The sequence below is a fragment of the Kribbella caucasensis genome (assembly GCF_004361855.1).
Classification (GTDB): Bacteria; Actinomycetota; Actinomycetes; order Propionibacteriales; family Kribbellaceae; genus Kribbella; species Kribbella caucasensis.
Genome location: NZ_SNWQ01000041.1, coordinates 19,971 through 38,228, shown reverse-complemented (window position 1 = coordinate 38,228; position 18,258 = coordinate 19,971). Strand labels below are relative to the sequence as shown.

9 protein-coding genes are annotated in these 18,258 nt (G+C 64.3%); 4 read left to right on the top strand and 5 right to left on the bottom strand.

The genetic code is table 11. The annotated features are described in order from the left end of the window. Positions 1-189: 189 nt before the first annotated feature. Together EV643_RS41660 and EV643_RS41655 are read left to right on the top strand one after the other, a co-directional pair. The gene (locus tag EV643_RS41660; protein WP_133805760.1) at positions 190-579 is read left to right on the top strand and encodes a hypothetical protein; all 390 of its coding nucleotides are present in this window, start codon (positions 190-192) and stop codon (positions 577-579) included. Positions 580-1,187: 608 nt separating this feature from the next. Further along, positions 1,188-2,435, top strand: a complete 1,248-nt coding sequence (locus EV643_RS41655) for a hypothetical protein (protein WP_133805759.1) — start codon at positions 1,188-1,190, stop codon at positions 2,433-2,435. 181 nt (positions 2,436-2,616) lie between these two features. On the opposite strand, the gene EV643_RS41650 is transcribed toward EV643_RS41655, so the two are convergent. From EV643_RS41650 to EV643_RS41635, 5 genes are all read right to left on the bottom strand, one after another. After that, entirely contained in the window at positions 2,617-3,576 is a 960-nt protein-coding gene (locus tag EV643_RS41650; RefSeq protein WP_133805758.1) for a DUF6308 family protein, read from the bottom strand. Positions 3,577-3,913: 337 nt separating this feature from the next. After that, complete coding sequence (locus tag EV643_RS41645) at positions 3,914-4,480, bottom strand: DUF6642 family protein (RefSeq protein ID WP_133805757.1); 567 nt, start codon at positions 4,478-4,480, stop codon at positions 3,914-3,916. 111 nt (positions 4,481-4,591) lie between these two features. Beyond that, positions 4,592-9,679, bottom strand: a complete 5,088-nt coding sequence (locus EV643_RS41640; protein ID WP_133805756.1) for a PDDEXK-like endonuclease domain-containing protein — start codon at positions 9,677-9,679, stop codon at positions 4,592-4,594. Positions 9,680-9,864: 185 nt separating this feature from the next. Next, positions 9,865-10,113 carry a hypothetical protein gene (locus tag EV643_RS46275; RefSeq protein WP_238166174.1) on the bottom strand — a complete coding sequence of 83 codons (249 nt, stop codon included), beginning with the start codon at positions 10,111-10,113 and terminating at the stop codon, positions 9,865-9,867. A gap of 77 nt (positions 10,114-10,190) precedes the next feature. Next, positions 10,191-10,775 carry an FxLYD domain-containing protein gene (locus EV643_RS41635; RefSeq protein ID WP_133805755.1) on the bottom strand — a complete coding sequence of 195 codons (585 nt, stop codon included), beginning with the start codon at positions 10,773-10,775 and terminating at the stop codon, positions 10,191-10,193. A 177-nt stretch (positions 10,776-10,952) separates the two neighbouring features. Here EV643_RS41635 and drmD point away from each other — a divergent pair, with 177 nt between their 5' ends. Both drmD and EV643_RS41625 read left to right on the top strand, forming a co-directional pair. Further along, the gene (gene drmD, locus EV643_RS41630) at positions 10,953-14,111 is read left to right on the top strand and encodes a DISARM system SNF2-like helicase DrmD (protein WP_133805754.1); all 3,159 of its coding nucleotides are present in this window, start codon (positions 10,953-10,955) and stop codon (positions 14,109-14,111) included. Positions 14,112-14,428: 317 nt separating this feature from the next. Further along, complete coding sequence (locus tag EV643_RS41625; RefSeq protein ID WP_202870028.1) at positions 14,429-18,187, top strand: Eco57I restriction-modification methylase domain-containing protein; 3,759 nt, start codon at positions 14,429-14,431, stop codon at positions 18,185-18,187. The last annotated feature ends 71 nt before the right edge of the window (positions 18,188-18,258 follow it).

The following is an 18,258-nucleotide window of genomic DNA, read 5'->3' as shown; positions in this document are numbered from 1 at the left end:
AAGGTCTTCCAAAGGATCACGCGATGACCGCCTCTATGCGCCGACGCCACGCCCGTCACCGGGCCTGCCGTACACCACTCTGCTGGACGCAACTGCGGTGATGTGGCGTCGCCGTCAATGCCATGACACAACCTTGACGGCGCTACGTCCAAGGTGATGACGTGAACCGACATGCTGAAGAGGGGATTCATGAAGCGGTCAGGTTCACAATTCGGTCTGAGCGACGACGATTGGGAGACAGCCAAGGCTGAGGTGCGTGCGGCGATCCTCGACGCCGCCTACGACCGGCGCATGACCTGGTACGGCGAGATTGCCAGCCGAGTCCAGGCAACACGCTTGGATCCCTACTCAGCCCTGATGAATCATCTGCTTGGTGCCGTCTTCGAGGATGAGCACGCAGAAGGCCGCCCCGCTCTGACCGCGATTGTCACGCACAAGCACGGAGACAAGGAGCCTGGCAGGGGCTTCTACCAGATGGCTCGCGCGCTGGGGTACGACTTTCAGGAGCCCTACGTTTTCTGGTCTACACAGGTCCAAGCTGTGTTCAAGCGGTACGGCAAAGCGGTGCCAAGCGACTAAGTCCGGCACTTGGAGGTGAGAGGCGACCAGTGCCTTCCTCCACCCCTAGCCCGCAAGCTCGCTATGGCCGCAGACGGTTGGCTGGCGAAGGTGGAGAACAGGGGCCGCTCCATCGAGTGACGACGGTCAGGGGCTCGCGCAGCCGGTGGATACAGAGTGATGGTGAGTGGCTTGGACGGGTTACCCTCGCCCGCGGCGGGCTTGCGCGTCCGAACTCACCGACGAGTGCCCCGATCCAACATGATCGGGGCACTCAGTTGCTCGACCTATCAGTTTCCAGGAGGCGTTGGGGTTTGAGACCTCCGGCTTCGAACAGCGATCTGGCGATGTAGTTCGTCAGGCTGCGGAAGATGAGGGCGGAGCCGCGGAGGTGCTCGCGCCGCTGGCCGATGGCTTCCAGGCCGAGCTCGTCGAGGCGGCAGGACTCCGTGAGGTCAGGGCATTGAAGGTAGCGTGGGGCACGTCAAAGTCCTCCGTCGGACGGTGTGCGTATGGTGCCCCATCCTGGAAGACCCCCGACGCCCAGCCCGAGATCGCTACGCACCTCGACTCCGCCATCCCTCAACTGCGAAGCGCCGCTTTCCCTGCCCAGACTTCAGGAGCCGACGATGGACAACGAGATTCAGCTAATCAGTGACGGCGATGGGCTGGCGGTCATCGGGGATCCGGCGGCCGTCGAACGCTTCCTCGTCTCTGAGGGGCTGCCGTCGAAGGACCTCGGACTGCATCGGCTCGGACCTGCCTTCAGTACCGGGGCTGCAGCCGCACAGGCCGGTTCCGAGATTGCGGCCAACTCGGGTCGCTGGGTGAAGCTGACCAAGGAGTCCGCCGAGGCTCTCAACAAGTACAGCCTGATGAAAGGTTCGAGCCCGGGCGTCAGTCGTGCTGTGTTGACGGATCGCGGCAAGATCAAAGGATTCGTGGAACTCGTGAAGGGGCCCGGAACGCTTCTGTCCAACCCGGCGGTTTTGGCTGGTGCTGCCGGGATCATGGCGCAGCTTGCGATGCAGCAGGCCATGGATGAGATCACCGACTATCTGGCCGCGATCGACGAGAAGGTCGACGACGTGCTCCGTGCCCAGGAGGACGCTGTGTTGGCGGACATGATCGGCGTGGACTTCGTCATCGAAGAGGCCATGACCATCCGGGAGCAGGTGGGCCGGGTCTCCGAGGTCACGTGGTCGAAGGTGCAGGGCACCACGATGACGATCGCACGAACTCAGGCGTATGTGTTGCGTCAACTCGACGCGCTCGCGGAGAAGATGGAGCGCGAGACCAAGATCGGTGAGCTCGCCAGGACGTCCAAGGAAGCGGAGTCCAAGGTCCAGGAATGGCTCGCCGTCCTGGCTCGATGCTTCCAACTGCAGGAAGCGATGGCCGTGCTCGAACTCGATCGGGTGCTGGATGCGTCTCCGGAGGAGCTGGACCGGCATCGCCTCGCACTGCGGACTGCCCGTAACAACCGGTTGGAACTCATCTCACGGAGCACCGAGCGCCTGATGGCCCGCATGGACACGGCCGCCGGCACGGCCAATACGAAGGTGCTGCTGCACCCGACCACCTCTCGGGATGTGGTGCATTCGAGCAACCATGTCGCGAACGCCGTCGTTGACTTCCACGGGCGGCTCGGGATCGAGCGCGGCCGACAGTCATTAGAGGCGAGACGATGGGCGGACGCGGCCACGGAGGCGAGGGACAAGGCGCTCGAGACAGGAGCAGACGGCGTCGATGCCGCCAGACGCCTCGGCAACGAGACCCTCGACCGAGCCAAATCGGCAACGGGCAAGCTCTCCAACCGGATCACCGAGCGAGCGCTCCGTCCGCGCAGGGACGAGAAACGCGACGAGGGAGACTGAGTGGGCGATGCGCTTGCTCTCCATATGATCCGACACGGGTTTGTCGGACGTGACTCGGCGATCTGGTGAGGATGCGAGGTTCCCACTGGCAGGCGGTGATCGGCGCTCACCGCCGCGAGCAGGGCTCGGCGGCGATCAGTGGGCGTGATCTCCAAATCGTCGCTGCAGCTGCCTTTCAGGATCAAGTCGCTGAGGCGTCCGGTTCCTCGACAGTCGAGGAACCGCCGCCGGCGCGCCAGGCGACGATGTCAAGGGCACGCAGCAGGCTGATTGGTGGGTCGATGGCGAGGTCCGCAATCTCGGACCAGGTGTCGTATTGATCAATCAGATCGTCGCGCATGGCCATTGCGAGGGCGACGAAGAACTCGCCCCACGGACGGCCTCGAGGTGGAACTGGCGCCCGCTCGCCGTCTTGGTAACAGCGGCGGACGTACTCGTCGTAGAGCGGGATGAAGCCAGGCCGTTTGCGGTGCAGGATCTTGGCCAGGATCGTCCCTCGCACGTTCGGGATCCCGGGATCGTCAAGCACTCCGAAGAGCATGCGGATTGCTTCCAGGTCGTCGTCCTCGGCGCTGATCAACTCGGCGTCATGCGGGATCGTAGCGAGCAAGTCCTGCAAACGGTCTCGCTGGTCCTGCAACCCGTAGTAGGCCTTGAGGGTGAGTCGGTTGACATTGAGCAGCACTGGCGCGAGCAGGTCGGCGTCCTCGATAACGTACGGTCCAGACCGTGCTTGGTAGGCGTCGTATGCGGGGTACGCCCAAGCCGCCGGTCCGGTCAGGTACTCGCGGGCCCAATCGATCGCTTGCTCACGCTTAACGAGCGCACCGCCAACCCGAATCATGTCGTATTCCTCGGGCACCGCATGCGGACTCCTCGTCTTCCCATGTGCCTCGGGGTGCGCCCGCTCGAATGCGTTCACTAGCAGTTGAGCGACCTGCTGCGCCGTAACGTCGAGTGGGACAGCGACCTCGTACTGCATCGCGGAGCGCGGCGCGACGTGAGTGAATGTCAAGCTGAGGCGGCCCAACCCGTCTTCCACAACCGTAGCCTCAAGGTCTTCAATCCGTGCCCGCATCGCCCCAAACGGCCCGCTCGGCGTGAACCCGATACCTGCGAACGTGCTGCGCCAGTTTGGCACTAATAGATCACTCCCGAGCCATCTCTCAAAGCAGCTCATACGTGTGGCGTCCCCAGACCTCCGGCGCGGGACAACAGTACAGGCAAGAGCAGACGCGCATGAGCATTCGAGAAGCCCACACCCCTTGTTGTTCAACCGGCAACAGGGGTGAGATCGAGCGCTCGTGGTTGAGGTCACCTGACGCGTCTTGCAGGACGCCCTAGTGGATGGGAGCACAACGCAGGATGGATCAAGTCCTTCGACCCGGGCCTTGATTGCAGCGCTGGTTGCTGCTGGCAACCACGGCGATCATCCGAGCACAGTTGGAGCCAGGCGGGCGCACGACGGGGCTGGTGGGCTACCCGCGGACCATAACGAAACCGAGGCGCTTTGCGAAAGCCGAATGAGTCTTCTTCAGGTAGCTTTCGGCGTCGCTGGGACGCCGGTACCAGGTCAAGGCGTCGAAGAGCAGTAGTTCGAACGCCAGACTCTCGAACCACTCGACGTCAGTGGTGAATCCGCTGATGACCTTCACACCGAGCGCCTTCCGCAGAGCCTCGCGTCGTTTGTAATGGATGTTGAGAACTGAACACGATCCGAAGTGGAGCGCCTTCCTCTTCAAGGTCGCTGGCGGAAGCCTCTCGCCGAGCTCGCACATGTCGAGCGACTTCCTCCCAATGTGAACTGTGGCCGGACTGCCGTGCAGTGCGACATATCCGATATTGAACATGTCGTGCTGTCTCTGGCCCCACTGCTTCAGTGCCTGCGCAAGATCGTCAGGGTCGTTGATGTGACGCTTGGCGTGGTGCGCCCGGCGGCCTCCCTGCAGCGCTGACAGGACAGGCTCAACGGAGCGCACGTCGCGGACAGATGCCGACCAGTTGCCCTCCATCACCCAGAGTCCGGGCTTCCTACGTCCTGCCATGGATTAATTCCTCCTCACGAACTTGCAAACGCCTGCAGGGAATCTGGAGCGTCATTGCATCCGCCGGCGAGCCGACATCCGGGCTTGTTGATAAGTCGCGGCGACCTTTGCTCAGTTATGAACCTCGACCACGATGGCCTGCTGGGTACCTCGTGGAGTGTCGAAGTGCACGACGCCTCCAACTTCAGCGTCTTCGATGGCCTGGGCGAGATCAGTGAGTGGACTGACCGGAGATGTGTCCGCCGGAACTCCGTCGGAGTGAGGCATGATCGTCACGAACAGCTGATCGACGTCATCCTCACCCGGGTATTGCAGTCCGATGATGCAGCCAGGCGTAACCCACATGCCGCCATGACGCGACGGATCCACGATCGACTGTGACAACACCCGCTCGAGGTACTGAAGCCGAGCTTCCAGGTCGTCACGATGTTGCTCTCGGTTCGCGATCTCGACATCGCGCGACCGTCCGTCCACAGCATGGACAGGTGGCGGGTCGGCCAGCCATCGTTCAATGGCTGTCACCTCCTGTTGAACTCTCGTCCGCGCGGCCGATGAGAGGAGCATCTTCCCGTTCCGGAAGCGCTCCACCCTGCGGTCGGCCGGCGAGGGCGGGGTGATGGCAGCCTGCACCGAGGCGGCCGGAATGGTTGCAGTTGATCCGCTTGCCTCAGCTTCAGTCGGGGGTTCATCGAACAAGTCGCCGACCGAGCTGTCGAGAGGCACCGCCGGTGCCTCCACCTCGACGTGTGTTGTGGTCGAGTCCTCGGGAGTCGGCTGCTTCCAGGATGGCTGGATCCCCAGCTCCTCCAGCAATTCCCAGAGTGGATCGAGAGCTTGCTCAGGGTTGCGGAAGAAGACGCTGCCCCGAACGCGCCAGAAGGTCCAGCCAACCCGTTCGAGGTCCCGCTGACGGGCGGCATCGTTCCCTGCCTCTTCGCCGCCATGGAATGCATCGCCGTCACATTCGACAGCCAGTCTCTTGGTTCCGCCTTCAACAACAAGATCGATCCGGCACCCGCCGACCTTGACCTGCGGACGGACGCGGAATCCCCGCTCGCGAAGGGCGAGGAAGACGCGCTGCTCGAAGAGGCTGTCGAAGTCCGGGTGGCGGCGATCCGGCAGTACGTCGCCGATGTCGAGGGCATCCTGCTGGGCCCACGGCTTGAGCAAGTAGCGCAGATACCGCTGGCGAAGGTCTTTGCCGGACAGATCGCCGGGTTGAACGCTGTGGAACAGCCACACCTGATCTCGTGCTCGCGATGCCGCAACGTTGAGGCGCTGTTGATCGGACTCTTTGCTGAGAGTTCCGATCCGGGCCGGACCACTTGTCGACTGCAGGCTCGACACCATGGAGATGAAGATGACATCTCGCTCGTCGCCCTGGAACGCCTCGGCGTTTCCGGCGCGCAGTTTCCGCTCCTCGACGACCTGTACCCCCAACGCGTCCACCAGCCGCTGCATGATCAGTTTGTCCTGCGCGTGTCCGAGCAGGCTGATGACGCCCATGGACTTCTGGTCGTACGCCGGATCGGCGCAACACTTCTGGATCTGAGCGACGATCTCGTCGGCTTCGGGTTCGTTGACCACATCCCGGATCCCCGATACCACGGCACCCTTGACGTAGGTCGTGCGCAGCGGTGGCAGCCGGTTGGCACCGTACTGTCGCAGGGGCACCAGCGCGCCGTGATAGCAGAGCTCATTGGAGAAGCCGATGATTTCAGGCATGCAGCGGAAATGCTCGCGAAGCATGATCCTCGGGGCCAGACCGACTGCCTGATCGAAGAAGCTGTTCAGTGGGCCGAAGAGAGACCTGTGCTCCAACGACGCCAGATAGCGGTCCTGCAAAGTGAATACTGCCTCGTGGTTCAGCCCGACATTCGACGGACTGACCTGTTTGTCGTCACCTACGACGACCATGCGAGGCGCCAACCAGGACAATAGCAGGCCTTCGAGGCCGGCCTGGCTGGCCTCGTCGACTACGACGACGTCGAAGAGGTTCGGTCGATCAATCGGCACAGTGTCGAAGACCTGGTGCATCGGCATGATCCACGCCGGGACGGCGCTCTGAGATACCTGGAGGCTCTTACGGGCGTCCTCGCGATACCTGTTCGTGTACTTTCCCGTGCCCTTGCCTGCCTTGCGCACGGCCTGGGCGTACATCTTCAGGTGAGCAGACTCTCTCGGCGTGAGCCGCCTGAGTGCATGCGCCCAGCCCCTGTTGGTCGCGAGTCGCTCCAAGGCCGCCTGCGCATCTACTTCCGCTGCGTCGAGCAAGGCCCGTGATCCTTCCTCGGCCTGGGGGTTGGTCTTGGCACGCAACCGCTCGTTCCACACGGACCAGGCCCACGCCTCGGTCAGCCTTGGCAGCTGCTCATCCCAGCTCGGATCAGATGCTGTCTGCTCGATACGTGCGGCGAGATCCGGCGCTGCCGCTGCGACCTTTCGTCGTGACTGCTCCAGACGGTCCAGAAGTGAGTTCGCCTCGTGGGCTGCTTCCAGCACATGAAACGCGGCCCGATAGTCGTCTGGTTCCCACCCTCCGAGGGCATCCGCGGCGCCTCGGACGGCCGCGACAGCACCGGGTGCAGATCCCAGGTCGGCCAGGGTCTGCTTCGTCTGGTCGACCGAAGCTCGAACATCCTCCTGCAGTGTTGTCAGATCCAACGAGTCCAGCACCCGCAGAACGCGCGTGAGTTCTTGCGTGCTGGTCAGATCCACAAGAGGCATCGCCGGTACCACCCGCAGGCGACGCTCGAGTGCGACGACTGCATCGGCGAAGGTAAGGATCTCGGCGAGGAGTTTGTTCTCGTCTGCAAGTACCGCGATCCTTTGTGCTTGCGGCAGGGGGCGCGATGCCGGGGAGGCCCACATTTCTTCCAGCGGTGCCAGCAGCTTCTCGACCATCACTTGGGAATGCGCTGGTCGCAAGTGGTCCAAGTCTTCGATTTCGCGTCCATCGACGCGAACGTGATCGAGGAACAGGGCAGCCGCCTTGGCGACCCTGGGACGCCCGAACACGCCCTTGAGCTTCCCACCCTGGCTGAGGTGATCAAACAGTGTGGCGGCATGCCCAGCGGCCTCGCCGAGGTCGAGGACATCCAGGCCCGTGACGACTCTTCCATCAACACCAGTCAGCCAGGACTGCGCGTTGTAGATCCCCGTAGCCGTCATCTCCTGACGCTGCCGCCACATGGAGTCCCGGCCGCCAACGACGTCCCGTAATGCTGCCGTAGTCCACGGCTCCTGGCGGCGCTCGAGTTCCCGTTGACGACGGATCAGGTCCTCCAGCCCCTGGCGAATCTGGTCGCGATCGGCCGCCACTGTTCTGGCCAGCGCTGCAAACTCCTCGGTCCCGCGAGCTTCGGCCAACTCCGCTTCACGCGCCTGCAACTCATTACGACGCTCTGCCAGCTTCTCGAACTCGGCCGGTGGCACGAGCTCGCCAAGGTGTGGAACGGTGCCGGTCAACGCGCGCAGTTCAGGGGTCGCGCGGCGCGACAGGTCCAGGAGCTCGATCACGTCCGTCGAGCTCAGATCAAGTCCTTCGGACCCGACACGTCCGAGCCATCCCAGCGTGCTCTCCTCCTGGGCCAGGCGGACGGCAATCTCCTGCAAAGTCCCGGAGTAGTCGCCGATGTCGGGGGCATAGACATACGTTTCCTGCTCCCGGATCGTGCGCAGTTCCGTCAGGGCCGCCTGCTCTCGCTCCCGGGCGTCTGCCAGCCGCCGCCGGAGATCTGCAGCTTCCTGCTCCGCAACGCTGGGGTTCCATCGGTCAGCCTGATCCAGAATGGTCGTCACCGAACGCTCGAGATCGGCCTGGCCCTTGACGGCGTCGTCGGTGACACTGACGCAGAGATCGCTGATGTCGCTCGGCAGCTGTCCCTTGAGCACGGTCAGCGCGCGAGTGGTCGTGCTCGTGACGAGCACCCGTTGCCCGTGTGCGAGAAGGTCGCTAATCAGGTTCGCGATTGTGTGGGTCTTGCCTGTCCCAGGCGGGCCCTGGACTACGACCGTCTGATGCTCGGCCAGGCGATCACGGATCTGGCGCTGTTCGTCATTCGCAGCCTTCGGGAAGTACACCTCCTCGTCGGTGTACGCCTGTTCCCAAGAACGCTGGTCGGCATCGAAGACACGACCGTCTGTGATCTCGGCGAACTGCCGCACACCTGACGGGACCTCGCGCCCCGCGCGCAGCATGCCGATGATCTGCTCACAAGCAGCGACGAACGACCTCTTGGTCCGTTCGCGCAGTATCAGGGCGGGCGCGAATGTCACTGTTGGCCCGTCCTGGCTGGGGTAGCCGGCCGGTGGAGCGATATCAGGAACGTATTCAGCGTCCGGGCCGGATCCGTTTACCCAGGACCGGAGCAGGCCGACCACCCCGTCGGGATCGTCGGCCCAAGGGTCGCCGAGGTTCTCGAGGCCAGCTCGGATGGCTTGGCGAAGCTGGTCAGACGCTGTGTCCTGGGGGCCCAGCATGTCCTCCTCGAGGGCTGGCGGCCGCGCGTCGGGGGACGGCACCACAGCCAAGCGTCCGGACTCGAGATCGAGCTCAACTGTCGCGGCCATCGTGACCAGATGCCGGCGGACATCCTGGCCGCCGGATCTGGTGACGAGGCACCCGAAGCCGAGAATTACCTCGTAGGTTTCGGCCAGCGCCCTCGAGTCCTGGTAGATCGCGTACAGCCGGTGGTACGCGTCGCCGACGGCCGCTCGCGGCTGGTCCTCTGCCGCCCATTCCTGCCAGGCGGGGGCCCACTCCCTCAAGGCGTCCGCCACCTCGGGATGATCCACCAGCAGGAGTTCCTCGGTGCCGATCTCCAGATCGCCTTCCGGGCTGAGGACCTGAACAGCGCGAGCCGCGACATCACTCAACGACGGCAGCGTCTGCGAGGAGTCACGTAGTGACCGCTCGGTGATCCACGGCCTGAGCAGATCAGGTGGCGAAGGAGGCGGTACTCGCTCGACACGGTCGATCGTCAGCCAGACGCCCGGGTCGGCAGTCTCTGGCCCGAACTGCAAACCGTCGACCGTCGGCAGCTGCCCGAACCAGACCACCGAACGGTAGGCGTCGACCGAACGCACCACCCTTGTCCGCAGGCGCTGCAGCTGAACAAGGAACTCGAAGATTCTTGCGGCTCGATCGTTCAAAGACCCGTCCGCAACGGACAGAGTGACGCCGTCTACCTCCACCATGTCCCCCCAGCTTGATCACCCCCGGCAGCGCTCACCACACCGTAGCCGCCGCCCCCGACAAGGCACAGCCGCGGACCACGTTTGTCGGAGTGGACTTGAGGCGTAGCCGCCGCACGCACGGCGCACCACATCATGATGATCGCCCCAGCACCTCTATCGTTACACCCGGTCAGACCAGCCTCCCGTCAGGCTTGGATCAGGACGTAGCCGCGACGGATGCAGTCCTGAAGTGAATCCCTCAGTTGACGGCTGACCTGCTCGGCGAGGTCCGGAGGGATCCGGCAGCCACCACCGCCGCCGGTTCCGTACCCCGGTCCCTGGCCGGCCTCGCAACGCAGGCGCGGCGGCACGCCGCGGCCGACCGTTACACAGAGCTCGTGGGAGTGGCCGGCGCATTGCAGTTGGACTCGAACGCTGTGGCTGATGTCGTTCATGTTTCCTCCAGCGCCGGCGCCGGCGCCAGGGCCGGCAGACGGGTGACCGGCCAAACCGATCGCTATGGTGGTTGCCGCTAGAAAGTCGCTTCGGCGGTGAGCTTCTGGAACGTGCCGAAGCTGCCGTCGGGAATACAGTTCAGGGTCTCGGTCTGACCGGGTTCGAGGTCGCCGCTGTTGCACTGGACGTTCCCTAGCACCTCGCCGGCCGCGGACAGCAACTTGACGTGTAAGAAGGCGGTCGAGGTCGTGTCACTGACGTTGCGCACCTTCGCGGCGACACTGAACATTCCCGCTTCGTTGGTGACCTTCCAGCCGGCGAGCGTCTCGTGGTTGCCGATGGTGAAGGCCTTCCCGAGGGTTACAGCGCGAGGTGCGCCACGGTCGTTCTGTTGTTGAACCGCCTTGTCGACCTCGTTCCCCACCGATCCCAGGATGGCGGCGCACCCACCCACGCCGGCGAAGAACACCACCCCGAGCACGCCCAGAACCAGCGGCCACCTGCGGCGCTTCCGCGCAGGTGGTTGCGACGCGTACTGCTGAACCATCGAACTTCCCCCATCTGAAAGATTCCGCTGCTCGGCGAACAGCGGGGCGGAGAGCCAGGTCGAGCCGACGTAGCCCACCAACGCCGGCTCGACCGCTCCTCCCCAATGGTTCACCAGTGAAGCATATGTGAACTCAGTTCACAAGAAGCTTTCTGGTGTAAGATAGCCACAGACTGATCGACGCGTAACGACCTGAGCACAACCGACCGCCCGGGGACACAGCGTGACGGTTGCCTGGAAGACTGCGGGGTTGTCGGTGTCTTTGGGTGGGGACGACATGGAGGGTATGGAATGGGGAACGGCGGAGTATCCGTCCAGGCGGCGAAACCGGACGACCTGTCGGTCGGCGCGTTGGTAGAGGTTCGGGGGCAGCGGTGGATCGTCGGTGACCTGGACAGCGGAGAGTCCTGCACTCTTGTCACGCTGCAGAGCACCGAGGATGGCCGCTACGGCGATACGCTCGAAGTCGTCTGGGAGGTGGAACCCGGGCGTCGTGTACTGCCTAGCGGCTCGCTGCCTGATGTCGCCGCACGGCGCATGGATCCACCGGAGCGACTGGCAGCCTTCCTCGACGCAGTGCGCTGGTCCGCGGTGACTTCGGCCGACACGCGGCTGCTCCAGGCGCCCTTCCGGTCGGGCGTGGCGATCGAGGACTATCAGCTGGAGCCGGTAGCCCGCGCAGTCGACGCCCCTCGCGTGAATCTACTGCTCGCCGATGACGTCGGCCTCGGAAAGACCATCGAGGCGGGACTCGTTGCCCTCGAGCTGATGCTCAGGCACCGCGCCCGGCGCGTGATGATCGTCTGTCCCGCCGGCCTCACTTTGAAGTGGCGCGACGAGCTGGCGGAGAAGTTCGGCCTCGACTTCACCATCATCGACTCCGAACAGTGCGCGGAGGTTCGCCGTACTTACGGCAGCGCGGCCAACCCGTTCCACATCTACCCGCTCACCATTGTCAGTCTGCCGTGGTTGAGGGGTGCCAAGGCGCAACGACTCCTCCGCGAAGTGGTGCCAGCGGAGGGACCGTCGTACCCGCGGACGTTCGACTTGCTCGTGCTGGACGAGGCGCACCACGTCGCACCCGCCGCGCCGAAACAGCGGTACGCCGTGGACTCGCAGCAGACGAAGCTGATCCGCTGGCTGGCCCCACACTTCACCCACCGGCTGTTCCTGTCAGCTACGCCGCACAACGGGTACCAGGAATCGTTCACCGCATTGCTCGAGATTCTCGATGATCAGCGCTTCGCGCGCGGCGTCGAACCGGACCGGCGAGCGGTCCGGGAGTCCGTCGTACGACGTCTCAAGCGCGACATCGTCAATGCCCAGGGGAAGCCGCGGTTCGTCGAGCGCGTCGCGACGGCAATCCCGGTCGAGTACCCGGAGAGCGAGCGTGAGATCCACGGGTTGCTGACCGACTTCACCCGGGTACGGCGGCAGCGTGTCGCCACTCGGGGTGGGCGCAAGGCGACCGACTTGGTGACGCTGCTGCTGAAGAAGCGGATGTTCTCCAGTCCGGCCGCACTCGCACACACCGTCGGGGTGTACATCGAGACGCTCCAGACCAAGCGAGGCACCCGGCATCTGATCGCGGGCGACGAGGTTCCGGAGTGGATGGACGAGTTCTTCGAGGTCACTGCGACATATGACGACGAGGAGCTCGCCGACGCCGAGGACGACGCGATCGGCCGCTCGCAGCCGCTCCAGCCATCGCCTGACGACGCCGAGGCGAATCTGCTGAAGCAGATCGAGACCTGGGCCATGGCTCAGGAGGCACGTCCGGATGCGAAGGCCCGAGAGCTGGTCAAGTACCTCAACGCGGTCTGCCGTCCCGATGGCAAGCACTGGTCGAACGAGCGCGTGGTGGTGTTCACCGAGTACCGCGACACTCAACGCTGGCTGGCGAACATCCTCCGGCAGGAGGGGCTCGGCGGTGACCGCCTCGAGCTCCTGCATGGTGGCATGCCGGCCGACGAGCGCGAGCGGTTGCGGCTGGCGTTCCAGCGGGAGCCCGCCGAGCACCCGGTACGTATCTTGCTCGCGACCGATGCAGCCAGCGAGGGCATTGACCTGCAGAACCACTGTCACCGGCTGGTGAACTACGACATCCCCTTCAACCCGAACAAGCTCGAGCAGCGGATCGGCCGGGTCGACCGGTACGGGCAGACCCAGGCGCCGGACATCCGGCACTTCGTCGGCACCGGTTGGGATCGCGCCGTCGACTCGTACGAGGCGGATCTGGAGTTCCTGTCCCGGGTGGCGAACAAGGTGGCCCGGATGGAGGAGGACCTCGGCGCCGTCAACAGCGTGCTGGCCGACGCGGTGCAGCGGCGGATGCTCGGTCAACGGGTGGATGTCGACGTCGAGAAGCTGCGCAAGCCCACCGAACGCGACCTGCCGGCTGAGGCAACGTCCGGCGTTCGCGAGCAGGTCCGCCGACTTCGCGATCGGATCGAACAGACCACACACGAACTCAACATCACACCGGGCAGCGTCAAGCGTGTCGTCGATACCGCGCTTGGGTTAGCCCGGCAGCAGCCGCTGACGTCGCATCTTGACGAGAAGGCACTCGCCGAGGGCCTGTACGACGTACCGCCGCTGACGGGATCGTGGCAGCGGGCAACCGTTGGACTGTTCGAGAAGCTCGACCGGCCTGGAGAGGATCCACGACAGCTCCCGATCACCTTTGATGGCGACGCGGCGAGCGGACGCGACGACGTCGTACTCGCGCACCTCAACCACCCGTTGGTCGCTATGTCGACCCGGTTGCTGCGGGCCGCGGTGTCGAGCCCCGAGGTCGGCCTGCATCGGGTGACGGCCGTGGTCAGCGACGATCCTGGACTCGAAGACGTCCTCGTCGGCGCGTACTCGCGGTTCGTTCTCGTCGGCGCCGACGGCGTCCGACTCCATGAGGAGGTGCTGTACGCCGGCGGATGGGTACCGCAGAGCGGGCGGTTCCGGCGACTCGAGAATCTCAGCACACTCGGCGATCTGCTGGACCGGGCACTGTCCGAGGGCGTCGCGGCATCCAATCTCGTGCAGGCCCGGATCGCCGAGCGCTGGCCACGGATCCGTGACGGCTTGCTCGCCGCGATCGATTGGCGGGCGCGCGCCAGACAGGAATCGCTGGACCGCCAGCTCGCGCAACGGAAGGAATCCGAGGAAGCGCGAATCATTGCGAACCTGGACCAGTTCGCCGCAACGTTGCGAGACAAACTCGCCCAAGAGGACGATGACGACGGCATGCTGATCACCGCGATGGATCTGAAGAGTCCGGAGGAGCTTGCGCAGTACCGCCGCGACCGTGCGTCGTGGGAGACGAAGCTGGCCGGCATCAACGAGACACGCGATCGCGAGCTCGGACTGGTCGCGGATCGATATCGGGACACCCAGTGGCACCAGTTCCCGGTGGCCGTCGTGTTCGTCGTACCCCGGCGGGAGGCAATCCGATGAGCCCGGCACCTTCTCGACGCCGCGGGCACGCACCGGATAGTGCGCAGGAACATCGCGACTGGCTGTCCCTGGTGGAGATCTCCGGGCCGTTCCTCAGCATCCCTGTACTGCGTCGGGTATGGCCGAGCCTCGACTCGGTCGACGCGAAGCAGCGGGAACGCCTGCGCATCGAGCACGCAGCATGGCAGGACGATGTTGAGGCCGGACAGCAGGTGTGGATCGACTACGTGCTGCGCGAGTTCCTCGAGTGGGGGAGCGACCTGCACATGGAGGTCCTCGACGACTTCGCTGTGGAGGTTGGTGAGCACGACATCCAGGTGACGCCGTCGTTCGTACTGCCGATCCCCGGTGAGGAGCCGAAGCCGGACAACACCCGGCTGCTGGGCATGATCGTGGATTCCGGTCAGCACCCGACGGCGAGGATCTCTGGCTCTGAATGGGCAGCAACGCCGGTGGACCGGGTGGCCTTGCTGTGCAGGCGCCACGGAGTCGAGCTCGGTCTCGTCACGGATGGTCGGTGGTGGGCGTTGGTCTACGCGCCGAAGGGGAAGGCGACTGGCTACGCCGTATTCGACGCGGTCGCGTGGCCAGAGGCTGCGGAGCGAGTCGTCGTACGGGCGTTTTCCTCGCTGCTGCGTCGGCAGCGGTTCTTCGGCGTGCCCGACGACGAGACCCTCGTGTCTCTACTCCACGGCAGCGAGGCCGCGGGGGAGGAGATCACAGAGCGGCTCGGCGTACAGGTGCGGCAGGCGGTCGAGCTGCTGGTCGCCGCGATCGGTCGATCCGACCTGCAGGCACGAGAACGCGATGAACCCGGGCTGAGCGGTGTGTCTGCCCACGACGTGTATCGCGGTGCGGTGTCGGTCATGATGCGGATCGTCTTCCTGCTGTTCGCCGAGGAGCGAAAGCTGCTGCCGTCCGACAACGACCTGTACGCGAACTCCTACTCGGCTGGCCGGTTGTGCGCCGAGCTGGAGGAGCGTGCGCTGCAGGGCAGCGAGGATGAGCTGGCAAACACGTACGGCGCCTGGCATCGACTGCTCGCACTGTTCTCGGCGGTCTATCACGGCTTCGAGCACCCACGACTCGTGATGCACGGACACGACGGCTCGCTGTTCAACCCGGATGAGTACCCGTGGCTGCCCTACACGATCGACGACCGCACAGTGCTGCACATGCTGCGCGCTGTGCAGTACGTCGAAATCGGCACTGGCCGGTCGCGTGAACGACGAGCCTTGAGCTTCCGCTCGCTGGACGTCGAACAGATAGGCTACGTGTACGAAGGCCTGCTCTCGTTCGACGCTTACCACGCCGACGATCTCGTTGTCGGTCTGGTTGGTAAGGAAGGCTTAGAGGACGAGGTCCGCCTCCGAGATCTGGAGTCGCTCGCAGGCACAGCCTCCGATGTGCCCTGGCTAGCGGCGGTGCTGGCCGAGCACTACAAGGATTCCAAGATCGGTTCGGCGGCTGCCCTCACGAAGAGGCTGGCACCGCTCGACGGGGTGGATCGTGAGGAGGCTCGCAAGCGACTGCTGGCTGTGGTCGGTGGCGACTACCCATTGGCGGAGCGGCTGCTGCCGTTCTATGGAGTCATCAGACACGACCTGCGCGGCCTGCCGGTGGTCGTGCTGTCCGGTGCGCTGTACGTCACCGAGTCGTCGCTGAGGAAGACGACTGGGACGCACTACACACCGCGCGAGCTGGCGGAGAAGGTTGTTGAGGGCGCGCTGGAACCGCTGGTGTTCTCGCCGGGGCCGCTCGACACCTCCGACACCAAGCAGTGGAAGCCGAAGTCGAGCGCGGAGATCCTGTCGCTCAAGGTCGCCGACATTGCAATGGGTTCCGCGGCCTTCTTGGTGGCGGCCGCCAGGTACCTCGGTGCGCATTTGGTCGACGCCTGGTCGCGCGAGGGTGATCCGCGAGCGGGCGAGTACGTTGCTCGCGGCAACGATGGCGGTGGGGACGCGGACGAAGATCCGTTGGTGATCGAGGCACGCCGGCAGGTCATCGAGCATTGTCTGTACGGCGTCGACATCAACCCAATGGCTGTCGAGATGGCGAAGCTCTCGCTCTGGCTCGTCTCAATGGATCCCGAGCGCCCCTTCACCTTCCTCGACGACCGGCTGGTCGCCGGCGACTCGCTGCTTGGCATCACGTCGCTGGATCAGCTCGAGTACATGCACCTCAACCCGGCGTCCGGACGCAAACTCCACGAGGGTGCCGTGCTCGATTGGACCGCCGGCGTCCGGTCGCTCGTCGGAGAGGCGGCTGCCGAACGCCGCAAGCTAACCGAGATCGATGCGACCGGCCCCGATCCGCTGGCGGCCTTGAACGCAAAACGCACCATCCTCGAAGACATCAAACTCCGCACCGGCCAACTGCGCCTGTTCGCCGATCTCCTGGTCGGTGCATCCCTGGCCAACGCCAAGCGCGGCGCAGCCGGCTTCGACGCAGCCTCCGGCGCCTCATCCGAACTCGCCGCCAAGGTCTCCTCAGGCACCGCCGAACCGGACGCCCACGAACAACGCCGCCACTGGCTGGCCACCGATCAGGTCGACGGCGGGTTCGACCGCTCACCCGTCCACTGGCCCCTCGACTTCCCCGAGGTCTTCGAGAACGGCGGCTTCGACGCCATCATCGGCAACCCACCGTTTCTCGGCGGACAGAAACTCACAGGCGCGATGGGGACGACCTACCGTGAATATCTTGTCCAGCATGTCGGCCGCGGAGCCCGAGGCAGCGCCGACCTCATCGCGTACTTCGTCCTCAGAGCACAGGACGTACTCAACACAGCGGGCCAGACGGGCTTGATCGCCACGAATACGCTCGCCCAGGGCGCCACCCGTGAGGTCGGGCTTGATCAAATCGTCGCGGACGGCGTGGCGATTCGACAAGCGATCAAGAGTGAGCAGTGGCCCTCCAGGTCCGCAGTCCTCGAGTACTGCGCTGTATGGACGAGCAAGGAAGTTCTCGCTGCCGACGCAGCACGAAGCGTCGATGGCGTTGCCGCGTTGCGCATCACGCCTTCGCTGGACCCAGGATCACGCGCCCAGGGAACCCCAAGGCGCCTCGTGGCGAACTCGGGCCGCTCGTTCCAAGGCTCTATTATTCTCGGCCTTGGGTTCACTCTGGAACCCGACGAGGCTCGCCAGCTTATCGAGCAGGATCCGCGGAACGATAAGGTCCTCTTCCAGTACTTGAACGGACAAGACCTCAATTCCAGGCCTGACTGCTCGGCGAGCCGATGGGTGATCAACTTCCGCGAATGGTCCGAAGACGAGGCGCGGACGTATCCGAGATGCTTCGAGCGAGTCCAAAGGCTCGTCAAGCCAGAACGCGACGCCCAAAAGGACAGAGGTGGCCGCCAGTTCTGGTGGCGTTATCTCCGGCCGAGGCCGGAATTGAGTGCAGCGATCGCTGGGCTGGAGCGGGTACTCGTCCTCGCTCAGGTCAGCAGGACCGTCATGCCAGCGTTTGTCTCCAACGGTCTCGTCTTTGATCAGAAGCTCGTCGTCTTTGCTGCGTCCGATGCTGAGATGCTAGCTCTCCTGACGAGTAGCATTCATTACTCGTGGGCGGCGCGGTACAGCGCAACAATGAAGGCTGACTTAAGCTACTCGCCATCTGACGTCTTCCAAACATTCGCATTGCCTGAGTTGACCGCCGAACTGCGCGGGCTGGGGGGCGATTTGGATACGTACCGACGTGACGTCATGCTGAGCCGACAGCTTGGCCTTACTAAGTTGTACAACCTTGTGTTCGACGAGAGTGTGCGGGACCCCGAGATCGACGAGTTGCGGCGGATTCATCGGGAGATCGATGTCGCGACGGTTCGGGCGTATGGGTGGGACGACCTGCTGGACCAGGGGTTGGATCATGGGTTTCATCAGGCAGGGGCGTATGTGCGGTACACGATCGGGCCTGCTGTCAGGCAAGAGATTCTTGATCGGCTGCTGGAGTTGAATCATGCGCGGTACGCCGAAGAGATGGCCGCCGGGTTACACGACAAGCGGAAGCCGAAGAAGGCGCGCGCTGCGAAGGCTGCACCAGGCACCGAGCAGGATGGACTGTTTTGAGGTTCCGGCATCGGGTTGGAAAAACGAGGACGACCTTGAAAACGGTCCTTGCCGTCGAGGATGGGGGTAGA